Genomic DNA, 12461 nt, shown 5'->3' with positions numbered 1-12461 from the left:
GCAAACGACAGTCGCCGACAGCGACTCCGGTTCGTGGGAATCGACGCTGTTTTGCGGTTTATGCGTGTTCTCTTGCTGCTCTTCGCCATGAAAAAAATCATTCTCTCCGCGCTGTTCCTGGTGCTGGCCACGGGCCTGGGGGCTTCGGCCCAGGTGTTTAAGCTGCCCACCATCAAGGGCATCAATCTGCCGAACATCCTCAAAGCCCCCGCTGGGGGCGCCAGCACCGCCGGCGCCAACGGCCTCAGCAGCGCCGATGCTGCCAACGGCCTCAAGGAAGCCTTGCTGCAAGGCATCGGCAAGGGCGCCGACCAGGCGTCGCAGCCCGATGGCTTCTACCTCAACCGCCTCATTCGCATTCCTTTTCCGCCCGATGCCCAGCGCGTGGCCACCACGCTGCGCAGCATCGGCCTGGGCAGCCAGGTCGATAAATTTGAGCTGAGCCTGAACCGTGGCGCCGAAGACGCGGCCCGCAGCGCCAAGCCCATTTTCATCTCGGCCATCAAAAGCCTCACGTTTTCGGACGTCTGGAACATCCTGACCGGCCAGAAGGACGCGGCCACCCAGTTTTTGAAGCGCACCACCTCCACGCAGCTGGTGACGGCTTTTTCGCCCATCATGCAGAAAAGCCTCGACCAGGTGGGCGCCACCCGCTACTACACCCAGCTGGCCACCACCTACAACCAGTTGCCGCTGGTGCAGAAGGTGCAGCCCGACCTGACCCAGTACGCCACCGGCAAGGCCGTGGATGGCCTCTTCACGCTCATCGCCCAGGAGGAGGCCAACATCCGCGAAAACCCGGTGGCCCGCACCACCGAGCTGCTGCGCCGCGTGTTTGGCGGCCGGAGCTAAGACGGATTGCCTGACTTGATTGGTGGCGTATGTTTGCGGCCTTTCCCGCAACCGTACGCCACTTATTATGTCAAAAATTACCATTCGCAGCTTAGCCGAGCTGGAGGCCTGCGTGGGCCAGGAACTGGGCGTATCCGAACTCCACACCATCACGCAGGAGCAGATTAATCAGTTTGCCGCCGCCACGCTCGATTTTCAGTGGATTCACACCGACGCGGCGCGGGCCGAAACCGAGTCGCCGTTCAAGGCCACCATTGCGCACGGCTACCTCACGGTTTCGCTGCTGCCCTACCTGTGGCAGCAGATTGTGGCCATCGAGAACCTGAAAATGCAGGTGAACTACGAAATCGAGAACCTGCGCTTCAACCAGGCCGTGACCGTGAACAGCCAGGTGCGCCTGCGCGCCACCTTGGTGTCGGTGGCCAACCTGCGCGGCATTGCCAAGGCCCGCGTGGGCGTGACGCTGGAGATAGAAGGCCAGAAAAAGCCCGCCTACACGGGCGTGGTCACGTTCCTGTACCATTTCCAGGAAATATAGAATTACCAACCGCTTTCGAAGCTACTGAAAACGCCCGGGCTGCTCTTGCTGCCCGGGCGTTTTTGTTTACATTCGGCCCACACATTCACCCTTTTTTCTGCTTACTTATGAGACGAATACTTTTTGGCCTGGGCCTGCTCATGGCCCTGGCAGCCCCACACGCCGGCACGGCGCAATCGGCCAAGGCCAGCGCCCAGCCGCCACTCATCGACCGCGAATTGCTCTTTGGCGACCCTGAGATATCGGGCGCGCAGCTCTCGCCCGATGGCAAGTTCCTGTCGTTCATCCGGCCCTACAACGGCACCCGCAACATCTGGGTGAAAGGCCTGAACGAGCCCTTCGACAAGGCCCGGCCCATGACCAACGACCAGGCCCGCCCCGTGCGCAGCTACTTCTGGAGCCGCGACGGCAAATACCTGCTCTACAGCCAGGACAAGGCCGGCGACGAAAACTTCAACATCTACGCCGTGAACCCGGCCGAGGCCCTGCCCGCCGGCCAGCCCGTGCCCACCGCCCGCGACCTGACGGGCCTCAAGGGCGTGCGCGTGCAGCTGCTCAACGCGCCCCTCTCCGACCCCAACAGCTTGTACATCGGCCTGAATGACCGCGACAAGGCCTGGCACGACCTCTACAAGCTGAACCTGACCACCGGCGAAAAAACCCTGGTGCGCCAAAACACCGACCGCATCGGGGCCTGGGAATTCGACTGGAACGACCAGCTGCGGCTGGCCTCGCGCTCGAACCCCGACGGCAGCACCGAGTGGCTGCGCGTGGAGGGCGACAAAATGGTGCCCTTCTACAAAACGAGCATCGACGAGCAAAGCGCCGCCATCGCCTTTGCCAAAGACAACCAGCACGTGTACATGGCCACCAACATGGGCGCTGGACGCGACCTGGCCGAAATTGTGCTGATGGACCCCGCCACCGGCAAGGAGACGCCCTACCAGGCCGACCCGCTGAAGCGCGTGGACGTGGGCAACCTGGCCGTGTCGGAAAAAACCCACGAGCCGATTTTTGTGAGCTTTGAGGACGACCGGCTGCGCCGCGTGTGGAAGGACAAGGCGTTTGAGGCCGACTTCAAGACCATCAGCAGCAAGCTGCCGGGGCTCGACGTGTACCCCGCCTCCAACACCGCCGACGAGCGGCTCTGGCTGCTAGCGGCCAGCTCGGCCACGCAGCCCACGGTGGCGTATTTGTTTGACCGCCAGACCAAACAGCTCACCAAGCAATACGAAACGCGGCCCAAGCTGAAAGCCGCGGACTTGTCGGACATGAAAGTGGTGCGCTACAAATCGTCGGATGGCCTGGAGATTCCGGCCTACCTGACCTTGCCGAAGGGCCTGACGGCGAAAAACCTGCCGGTCATCATTCTGCCCCACGGCGGCCCCTGGGCCCGCGACAGCTACGGCTTCAACGCCATGCACCAGTTCCTGGCCAACCGCGGCTACGCCGTGCTCTCGCCCAACTTCCGGGCCAGCACCGGCTACGGCAAGAAATTCCTGAACGCCGGCAACGGCGAGTGGGGCCGCAAAATGCAGGACGACCTGACCTGGGGCGTGAAATACCTCGTGGCCCAGGGCATTGCCGACCCCAAGCGCGTGGGCATCATGGGTGGCTCGTATGGCGGCTACGCCACGCTGGCCGGCGTGGCCTTCACGCCCGACGTGTACAACGCCGCCGTGGCCATCGTGGCCCCTTCCAACCTCACCACCTTGCTCAACGCCATTCCGCCCTACTGGGAAGCCGGCCGCAAGCAGATGTACGCCCGCATGGCCGACCCTGGCACGCCGGAAGGCCGCGCCGCCCTGGCCCGCATGTCGCCCCTGACCTCGGCCGATAAAATCAAAACCCCGCTCATGGTGGTGCAGGGCGCCAACGACCCGCGCGTGAACAAGGCCGAGGCCGACCAGATAGTGGTGGCCCTGCGCGACCGCAACTACCCCGTGCAGTACCTGCTGGCCCCCGACGAGGGCCACGGCTTTGCCCGCCCCGTCAACAACATGGCCATGTTTGCGGCTTCCGAAAAGTTTCTGGCCGGCCAGCTCAAGGGCCGCTACCAGGAGAGCATGAGCCCGGCCGTGGCCAAGCGCCTGCAGGAAATCACCGTGGACCCGAAAACCGTGCAGCTGGTGACGACGACGAACGTGAAGTAGCCGCGTTGAATGGCAACAAAAAAGCCCTGCCGATATCGGCAGGGCTTTTTTGTTGCCATTTGTAGATACGCATATTTGCGTCTCGTCGTTGAACGAAATAGTCTGACGAAGCTAGCGCGAGTTGTTCAACGACGAGACGCAAATATGCGTCTCTACACCTCTTCCGGCACTTCGTCGCCGGCGTATACGGGCTCCATGTCCTTTTCTTCTTCCTCGGTGAACAGCCGGGAGCGGATGAGAAACCGCACGCCCAACGGAATTTCCAGCGAAAAGCTGGCGCCGCGGCCCTTCACCACGTCTACCGTGAGCTGGGTGTGCTGCCAGTAGGCAAACTGGCTGGCGCTCATAAAGAAGTCGCAGCCGTGAATGCGGCCCAACCACACGTCGTTGCTGCCCACCCGAAACTCGCCCTTGGCGAAGCACATGGGCGAGGAGCCGTCGCAGCACCCACCGCTTTGGTGGAACATGAGCGGGCCGTGCTCGTCGCGGAGCAGGTCGATGGTGGCTTCGGCGGCGGGGGTAACGAGGACGCGGGGCGTGGGCATTTCTAGCAATGGGTGAATGAGTGAATGGCTGAATGGGTGAATGAATTGTATGTTCAGCCTCCTTTTAATTACGACACATGAATTTTAATTACGACACATGGATTCCTCTACCAAGGTAGGCTTTATCAACGCGTTCAGGCAACGCACCAAGACAGCAGCGCTACGTGTTATCAAGCTCTATCAGAGTCTGCCGCAGACTGGCGAAGCACAAGTGGTAGGAAAGCAATTGCTGCGGTCGGCTACTTCGGTGGCCGCAAATTATCGGGCCGTGTGCCGGGCCCGCTCCGCTAAGGAACAATACGCGAAACTGTGCGTTTGCGTCGAGGAAGCGGATGAAAGCCAGTTATGGCTTGAAATCCTGAGGGAGGCGGACATTGTGCCGGTGGATAAGCTGGCTGGGTTGGAGCACGAATACTTAGAAATTGTTTCCGTACTGGAAAAAGCCCGCAATACACACAAGGGCAAAGAATAAATGGCTGAATGGGCGAATGAAAAACCATTCACCCATTCAGCCATTCACTCATTCACCCATTGCTAGAAGAAGCCCAGTTTCTGCTGGCTGTAGCTGATGAGCATGTTCTTGTTCTGGCGGTAGTGGCCCAGCATCATCTTGTGGTTTTCGCGGCCGAAGCCGGAGGCTTTGTAGCCACCGAAGGGCGCCCCGGCGGGGTAGTCGTGGTAGCAGTTCACCCACACGCGGCCGGCCTGAATGGCGCGGGGCACTTCGTACAGTTCGTGGGCGTCGCGCGTCCACACGCCGGCGCCGAGGCCGTAGAGCGTGTCGTTGGCAATTTCAATGGCCTCTTCCGTGGTTTTGAAGGTTGTCACGGACACCACCGGGCCGAAGATTTCCTCCTGGAAGATGCGCATTTTGTTGTGGCCCCGGAACATGGTGGGCTGGATGTAGTAGCCCTCGGCCAGCGCGCCGTCTTCTTGGCTGTAAGCCTCGCCGCCCACCAGCACCTCGGCCCCTTCGGCCTTGCCAATTTCGAGGTAGCTCAGGATTTTCTCAAACTGGTCGTTGCTCGCCTGGGCGCCCATCATTGTTTCCATATCGAGCGGGTTGCCCAGCTTGATGGCCTTCACGCGCTCAATGACACGGGCAATGAACTCGTCGTAAATGTCTTCGTGCACGAGCATGCGCGAGGGGCAGGTGCAGATTTCGCCCTGGTTGAGGGCAAACATCACGGCCCCTTCGATGGCCTTGTCGAGGAAGTCGTCGTCGGCGTCCATCACCGATTTGAAGAAGATGTTAGGCGACTTGCCGCCCAGTTCCATCGTCACCGGAATCAGGTTTTCGGCGGCGTACTGCATGATGAGGCGGCCGGTGGTCGTCTCGCCCGTGAAGCTGGCCTTGGCAATGCGCGGCGACGAGGCCAGCGGCTTGCCGGCTTCCAGCCCGAAGCCGTTCACCACGTTGATGACGCCGGCCGGCACCAGGTCCTGAATCAGCTCCATCAGCACCATGATGCTGGCGGGGGTTTGCTCGGCGGGCTTCATCACCACAGTGCAGCCGGCGGCCAGCGCGGGCGCCAGCTTCCAGGTGGCCATGAGGAGCGGGAAGTTCCAGGGAATAATCTGGCCGATGACGCCCAGCGGCTCGTTGATGTTCATCGACACGGTGCTGCTGTTCAGCTCGGTCACGTTGCCTTCCTCGGCCCGAATCACGCTGGCGAAGTAGCGGAAGTGGTCGATGACCAGGGGCATGTCGGCATAGGTCGTTTCGCGGATGGGCTTGCCGTTTTCCACGCACTCCACGGCGGCGAGGTGGGCCAGGTTTTCCTCGATGCGGTTGGCAATTTTGTTGAGGATGTTGCTACGCTCGGTGGCCGAGGTTTTGCCCCAGGTCTTGAAGGCTTCGTGGGCAGCGTCTAGGGCCAGCTCGATATCTTCCTTCGAACTGCGGGCCACTTTGGTAAACGCCTTGCCGTCGATGGGCGACGGGTTTTCGAAGTACTGGCCTTTCACCGGGGGCACCCACTTACCGCCGATGAAGTTGTCGTAGTGAGACTTAAATTGGGGGCGGGCCACCACGGTGGTGGGTTGTTCGAGGGTTTCAGCCATGGCTTGTGATGGGAATTAGGGTGAAATAGAAACGGTGTAAAGGTCTCTTTTCCCTGGCCCGGCGGGTTGTGGTATTGTCGCAAAGAGTGCTAAAATTGTCGCAACTTGTGCCACCATCCCGATGTTGAGAGTGGGTACTCCCTCACCACAGCTGCTGTCGCCATGACCTCCCGCGTCCATTTGCCTGCTGCCGTTGCCCCCCTGGCCCTCGAACGCCTGCATTCCCTGGTCGAAAACCGAACGGTATATGCCCTGGAAGGCTTCGAGCTGAACGTGTTCGAGACCCACCACGCCGCTCACCGGGTGCCCCTGCGCCTCGACGGGCTGGCCCTGACCACCATGCTGCGCGGCAAGAAGGTGATGCACCTGCCCGGCCGCGCCGCGTTCGACTATTTGCCCGGCGAGAGCGTGGTGGTGGAGAAGGACGAGCTGATGGAAATTGACTTCCCCGAGGCCTGCCTGTGCCAGCCCACCCAGTGCCTGGCCGTGGCCATTGCGCCCGATACCATTCGCCACACCGTGGACCTGCTGAATGAGCGTTATCCCAGGGCCGAAGTGCACCAGCCCTGGAAGATAGAGGGCCCCGACTACGCCCACCTCACCAACACGCCCGAGCTGACCGATACGCTGGGCCGCCTGGTGGCCGTGTCGCGCACTTCCGACATCAACAAGGACGTGCTGGCCGGCTTTACCCTGCAGGAGCTGCTGGTGCGCCTGATGCAGACCCAGGCCCGCCAGCTCATCTTCCACGACTACGCCCGTTACCTCACCACGCACCGCTTTGCGGCCGTGGTCGACTACATCAAGCAGCACCTAGCCGAAAACCTGAGCATTGACAAGCTCAGCGCGCTGGCGTGCATGAGCAAGGCCACGTTCTTCCGGGTGTTCAAGCGCGAGTTCGGCCTCACGCCGGTCGAGTACATCATTCGGGAGCGGCTGGGCGAGGCCAAGCGCCTGCTGCGCCACCCCCTGACCAGCGTGGCCGACGTGTGCCTGCGGGTGGGTTTCAACAACCTGTCCTACTTCCAGGCGCTGTTCAAGAAGTACGAAGGCATGACGCCCGGCACGTACAAGCGGCAGCTGGTGGCATAAGGCCGGGCGAACTGCGACGCCCTTGCCGAACAAGCAAAACCCCTGTTATTATTCCGAAATTTGCCGGTGGCTTATCGACGAAGCGGGCGTGGGTGCGCCCGCCGTAGCCCGCCGCAGCGCCCGCGTGCAACACCTCCGCACGGCTCCGCATCTTTAGCATAAATTCCGGCCTTGTATGCGTCATTTTGCGCTTGTTGTATTGCTGCTTAGCCTTGGCCTCGGGCTGTTGGGATGCGCCCGGCGCAGCTTCGAGGGCCAGGCCCTGGCCCCGGCCGCGCTGGCCGCGCACCGCACGGTGGCCATTTTGCCTTTTGCCGTGCAGCTGGAGCGGCTGCGCGACGTGGTGGCGCACGCCGGCGTGTGGGCCCGGGACAGCGCCGCCCGCCCGCTGGGCAGCACCCTCGAAAACGGCTTGCTGGCCGAGCGCCGCCAGATGGGCTACCAGCTGCAGGCCGCCCTCCAAGCCGAGTTTATGCGCCAGCAAGCGGAGCGCCCCGCCACGTGCACCTTTCAGAACCCGGCCGAAACCAACCAACGCCTGGCCCGCGCCGGCATTACCTACGAGAACCTGCCCACCCGCTCGATGGCCGAGTTGCGCGCTGCCCTCGGCGTAGATGCCGTGCTGGCGGGCCAAACCACCATGCATCAACTGCTGCCCGGCGGCGTGAGCATCGCCGTGTTTGTGCTCAGCAACGGCGCCAACCCCATGGCCGACAACACCGTGCAGACCGCCCTTGACATCTACGACACCCAAACCGGCCAGCTGGTGTGGCGCTTCGACCACGAGCTGCGCGGCAAGCCCAGCACCAGCGCGGTGGCGCTGGCCAAAGCCCTGGTGCGCGACATGAAGGGCGAGGTGCCGTACCTGAAAAAGTAGCGCGGCTGCGCCACGCGCAAAGGCCGGAACTTGCTAAAATACCACGCTGTAGGGCACGTCAGCCAGGGTGCGCACGTCTTCGTGCAGCTCCACGCCCAGGATTTCGTGCACGTTGGCCCGAATGCGGTTGGAAATCTGGGTGAGCGGCAGGTCGTTGCTGTCTTTGCCGAAAGGGTCCTCGATTTCGTCGCCAATCATTTCCACGCCCAGCAGCGCGTAGGCCCCCAGCATGGTGATGGGCACCGTGAGCCACTCGTAGGTATCGAGCAGGTTGAAGGGCATGGTGAGGATGAACACCGTGACAAAGCCCTTGATGAAGTAGCTGTAGGAAAACGGGATGGGCGTGGCCTTGATGCGCTCGCAGGCGCCGGCCACGTCGAGCAGGGCTTCGTGGTGGCGCTGCAGCGTGATGAGGTGGTTGGGCAGCAGCACTTCCTCGCGCAACAGGCGCTCGAACGCCTCCTGCAGCAGCGCCGACAGGCGCGAGGGCACGTGCTGCACCTGCTGCAGGCGTTCCACGAAGCCGGCGTCGGCTTCTTCGAGCTTCTCGAAGCGCACGCCCTGGCGCAGGTGCCCGTCGAGGGCGATGGGAAAGTTGGAGAGCAGGCGGGCCAGGTAGGTGCGGTTGGCGTGGTCGTTGGCGGGCAGGCGGGCGTGCAGCAGCACGGCCAGGTTGCGGCAGTTGTTCACGAGCTGGCCCCAGAGGCGGCGGCCTTCATAAAACCGGTCGTAGGCCGTGTTGGTGCGGAAAGCCAGCAGCAGGCTGAGCATGATGCCCAGGAACGAGAAAAATTCTTTGTCGACGGCCAGGTTGAGCTTGTCGTATTTCACCACCAGCCCCGTGACCACGGCGGCGTAGAGGCCCACCCAGAGCACGCGCTTCAGCAGCAGGCGGATGATGTCGGAGGCGCGCAGGTGGCGCAGGGCTTCTACCCAGTCGGTCGATTTGTAAACAATCATGCAGTAAAAAAGCGGTGGCTCCGCCCGGCGCAAGTTAGCAGCCGGGCCGGGAGCGCCCCGGTACGAAACAGCTTTCACTGCCTTTACGGACGGGCCCGGCCTTAGCGTTGCAATCACATTGCGCAAATGCAATACTTTAGCAGCCAAACCGCCCTTTCCAACTTGTTTATGCAGGCAACGCTCTCGCCTTCTGCTTCCCGCTGGCCGCTGTGGCGCAAGTGGCTCTTCTGCTTCTCGTGCATCTACCTGCTGCTGTTCATTTCGCCGCTCACCTGGCTGGCCAGCGTGCCGGGCCTGGGTGAGGTGGCCGGGGCCTACGGCGCGGCCGAAGGCTGGCTGGTGAACCTGGGCAACCGCCACCTCTTCCACGTGAAAGACGTGCTGGTGCCCCTCAACGGCAGCGGCGACACGTCCTACGGCTACGCGCAGCTGTGCTTTTTCGCTTTGGCGGGCGTGGTGGGCGCCACCCTGTGGGTGCTGCTCGACCGCCGCCGGCCCAGCTACGACACGGGCTACCGCTGGCTGCTGGTGCTGGTGCGCTACTTCGTGGCCCTCAACGCCCTGGGCTACGGCATCCTCAAGCTGTTTGCCCTGCAAATGGTGCCGCCCACGCTCAGCGCGCTGGCCACCCCGCTGGGCGACTTCCTGCCCATGCGCTTTTCGTGGTACTTCATCGGCTATTCCAAGCCCTACCAGGTGTTTTCCGGGGCGGCGGAGGTGGCGGCGGGCGTGCTGCTGCTGTGGCGGCGCACCAGCACGCTGGGGGCCTTTGTGGCCGCCAGCGTGTTTCTGAACGTGATGATGCTGAACCTGTGCTACGATATTCCGGTGAAGATTTTCTCCATTCACCTGTTCGTGCTCAGCGTGTTTTTGCTGCTGGGCGATGCCGGGCGGCTGCTCAATTTTTTTATTCTCAACCGCCCCACGCCGCCGGCGCCCGAGGCGGCACCGCTGCCTTGGCGCTGGCGCGTGGCCCAACTCACCCTCAAAGCGGTATTCATTGGCCTGTTTGCCTTGTTGCCGCTTTACCAATACGCGCAGGGCAGTGCCACGGCCAGCGCCCCGGCCAAAGGCCGGCTCGCCACTGGGTTCTTTGAGGTGGAGCGGTTTGAGGCCAACGTGCCCGACAGCCTGCGCTGGAAGGACGTGGTTTTTGAAGCCAACACGTCGGGGAGCGTGGGCTCGCCCGACACCCTGCTGCGGCAGCGCTACCGCCGTGGCTACTTCGCCTACACCATCGATTCGGCCAGCCGCACCATCGCCTTCAAGAAAATGGCTTCGGACTCGCTGCCCCTCTTCACCCTGCGCTACGCCCAGCCCGACAGCAACCACTTGGTGCTGCGCGGCCGCATGCGCAACGATTCGGTGCTCATTGCCCTGCGGCGCCAGCGCCGCCACTTCCAGCTGGCCGAGCGGCAGTTTCATTGGCTCTCGGAAGCCAACCGCTAGGCGTAGGCGATGGCCGTGACCTCCACCACTTCCTCCTGCGGGCCCAGCTTCAGCGTCACCGGTTTCCCCAGCTTGGCGCCCTGCACGGCCCGGGCAATGGGCGCCACAAAGGCCACTTTGCCCAGCGCAATGTCGGCTTCATCAACGCCCACGATGGTGAAAGTGCGCTCGAACCCCACCTTGCCGCCGCGCACGGTGCGCAGCGTGACGGTGGCCCCAAAGCGCACTTCCCGGGCCGGCTGGCCGGCGGGGTCCACCACTTTGGCGCTGCCCAGGCGCTCGGTGAGCAGGGCAATGCGGCCGTTGTAGAGCGAAAGCTGGTGGGTGCGGTCGGTGTCGTTGTCGCGGTTGGCTTCGGCTTGGGCGCGCTCGGCTTCGAGGGCCGCGAGCTCGGCGCGCAACGCTTCCAGCCCGTGGGGCGTGACGTAGTTGGGCGTGCCCGGCGGCAGCGCCGCGCGGGGCGGAATGATGGGCGGCGTCTGCGCGTCGTCTTCCTTGACAAAACCTCGGCTCATGCCCGGTTGAACGCAGCGGCGCAACCGGAGTTGCCGGCCCGTGGGGCCGGCAGGTGTGGTGGCTGGCGCCGGGGTCGAATGGCGGTGGGGTGCAACCATCGGGCGCGTTGGGCGGTTGGAGGAGTCTTGTGCCTTCGCGGGCCCCGGCCCGTGCCTTCCTTCCATGTCCAACTCCGCAATCGAAAACCGACCCCTCCCTCCGGCCCTGCCGGCCCCGGAGGCCCCCGCCCCGCCCGCCGAAACGCCGCCGCTCAGCAACGCCCTGGTGTGGCTCATGGCCGTGACCTGCGGCCTGGTGGTGGCCAACATCTACTACAACCAACCCCTGCTGGCCGCCATCGGCCGCACCTTTCACAAAACCGACAGCGGGGCCAGCCTGGCGGCCACTGCCACCCAGATTGGCTACACGCTGGGCATGCTGCTGGTGGTGCCGCTGGGCGACATGCTGGAGCGCAAGCGCCTGATGCTGTTCATGCTGCTGGGGGCGGCCGGCGCCATGGCGGCGGCGGCGTTTGCGCCCTCGTTTGCCCTGCTGGCGGCGGCCAGCGTGCTCATCGGGCTGCTGTCGGCGGTGCCGCAGCTGCTGGTGCCCATGGCCGCCCACCTGGCCCCCGAGGCCGAGCGGGGCCGCGTGGTGGGCCGCGTGATGAGCGGCCTGCTCATCGGCATTTTGCTCTCGCGCACCGTGAGTGGCTACGTGGGGCTGCACCTGGGCTGGCGGGCCATGTTCGAAATCGGGGCCGGGCTGATGGTGCTGCTGGTGGCCCTGCTGGCTTGGCAGCTGCCCCAGGACCGGCCCAGCTTCACGGGCTCGTATGCTTCGCTGATGAAGTCCCTGGGCACGCTGGTGCGCGAGCAGCCGGCGCTGCGGCGGGCCACGCTGGTGGGCGCATTTTTGTTTGCGGCCTTCAGCGTGTTCTGGACCACGCTGGCGTTTTACCTCGAAGGCCCCCGCTTCCACTACGGCTCCGACGTGGCCGGCTTCTTTGGGCTGATTGGGGCATTTGGAGCCCTAGCCGCCCCGCTGGCCGGTAAAACGGCCGACACCCGCGGGCCGGACTATACCATTGGGCTGGGCATTGCGCTGGCGCTGGGGGCCTATGCCATTTTGGGCCTGGGCGGCGGCTGGGTGGCCGGGCTGGTGGTGGGCGTCATCCTGCTCGACGTGGGCGTGCAAGCCACGCACATCTCCAACCAATCCCTGATTTTCTCGCTGGTGCCCGAGGCCCGCAGCCGCCTCAACACCGTGTACATGACCGGCTACTTTACGGGCGGCTCGCTGGGCTCCGTGCTCGGCGGGCTGGCCTGGACGCACGGCGGCTGGCCTGGCGTGTGCCTGCTGGGCGCTGGCCTGGCCGGTTCGGCGTGGCTGATAAGCCGGTACTACGCGCGGAAGTAGCGCCGCCCCCGGACTGG

The 12461-nt window shown here is 63.7% G+C and carries 12 protein-coding genes; 8 read left to right on the top strand and 4 right to left on the bottom strand.

The annotated features are described in order from the left end of the window. Positions 1–87 precede the first annotated feature (87 nt). From IC234_RS05880 to IC234_RS05870, 3 genes are all read left to right on the top strand, one after another. Positions 88–852, top strand: coding sequence for a DUF4197 domain-containing protein (locus IC234_RS05880; RefSeq protein WP_190922923.1), 765 nt, complete (start codon positions 88–90; stop codon positions 850–852). Between the two features lie 67 nt (positions 853–919). After that, a complete protein-coding gene (locus IC234_RS05875; RefSeq protein ID WP_190922922.1) occupies positions 920–1390 on the top strand; it encodes a MaoC family dehydratase in 471 nt (156 codons plus the stop codon). Positions 1391–1497: 107 nt separating this feature from the next. After that, positions 1498–3543, top strand: coding sequence for a S9 family peptidase (locus IC234_RS05870; protein WP_190922921.1), 2046 nt, complete (start codon positions 1498–1500; stop codon positions 3541–3543). Between the two features lie 152 nt (positions 3544–3695). On the opposite strand, the gene IC234_RS05865 is transcribed toward IC234_RS05870, so the two are convergent. Beyond that, entirely contained in the window at positions 3696–4088 is a 393-nt protein-coding gene (locus IC234_RS05865; protein WP_190922920.1) for a DUF779 domain-containing protein, read from the bottom strand. Between the two features lie 97 nt (positions 4089–4185). On the opposite strand from IC234_RS05865, the gene IC234_RS05860 reads away from it, so the two are divergent. Next, positions 4186–4560, top strand: a complete 375-nt coding sequence (locus IC234_RS05860; RefSeq protein ID WP_190922919.1) for a four helix bundle protein — start codon at positions 4186–4188, stop codon at positions 4558–4560. A 62-nt stretch (positions 4561–4622) separates the two neighbouring features. Here the strand turns inward: IC234_RS05860 and IC234_RS05855 are convergent, their stop codons facing one another. Next, positions 4623–6152, bottom strand: coding sequence for an aldehyde dehydrogenase family protein (locus IC234_RS05855; RefSeq protein WP_190922918.1), 1530 nt, complete (start codon positions 6150–6152; stop codon positions 4623–4625). Between the two features lie 162 nt (positions 6153–6314). Between IC234_RS05855 and IC234_RS05850 the strand changes: the two genes are divergently transcribed. Both IC234_RS05850 and IC234_RS05845 read left to right on the top strand, forming a co-directional pair. After that, the gene (locus IC234_RS05850) at positions 6315–7244 is read left to right on the top strand and encodes an AraC family transcriptional regulator (protein ID WP_190922917.1); all 930 of its coding nucleotides are present in this window, start codon (positions 6315–6317) and stop codon (positions 7242–7244) included. Between the two features lie 199 nt (positions 7245–7443). After that, the gene (locus tag IC234_RS05845) at positions 7444–8121 is read left to right on the top strand and encodes a hypothetical protein (RefSeq protein WP_190922916.1); all 678 of its coding nucleotides are present in this window, start codon (positions 7444–7446) and stop codon (positions 8119–8121) included. Between the two features lie 33 nt (positions 8122–8154). Here IC234_RS05845 and IC234_RS05840 read toward each other — a convergent pair whose 3' ends face one another. Beyond that, a complete protein-coding gene (locus IC234_RS05840) occupies positions 8155–9081 on the bottom strand; it encodes a bestrophin family protein (protein WP_190922915.1) in 927 nt (308 codons plus the stop codon). A gap of 168 nt (positions 9082–9249) precedes the next feature. On the opposite strand from IC234_RS05840, the gene IC234_RS05835 reads away from it, so the two are divergent. Beyond that, positions 9250–10530, top strand: a complete 1281-nt coding sequence (locus IC234_RS05835) for a hypothetical protein (RefSeq protein ID WP_190922914.1) — start codon at positions 9250–9252, stop codon at positions 10528–10530. Here IC234_RS05835 and IC234_RS05830 read toward each other — a convergent pair. After that, the gene (locus IC234_RS05830) at positions 10527–11045 is read right to left on the bottom strand and encodes a GreA/GreB family elongation factor (protein WP_190922913.1); all 519 of its coding nucleotides are present in this window, start codon (positions 11043–11045) and stop codon (positions 10527–10529) included. The two genes, IC234_RS05835 and IC234_RS05830, sit on opposite strands and share 4 nt — an antisense overlap. Positions 11046–11208: 163 nt before the next feature. Between IC234_RS05830 and IC234_RS05825 the strand changes: the two genes are divergently transcribed. Further along, on the top strand, positions 11209–12444 hold the full coding sequence (locus tag IC234_RS05825; protein WP_223827512.1) for an MFS transporter: 1236 nt from the start codon (positions 11209–11211) through the stop codon (positions 12442–12444). Positions 12445–12461 lie beyond the last annotated feature (17 nt).

Source organism: Hymenobacter armeniacus (assembly GCF_014699055.1).
GTDB lineage: Bacteria > Bacteroidota > Bacteroidia > Cytophagales > Hymenobacteraceae > Hymenobacter > Hymenobacter armeniacus.
This window is presented reverse-complemented; position numbering and strand designations above follow the sequence as displayed.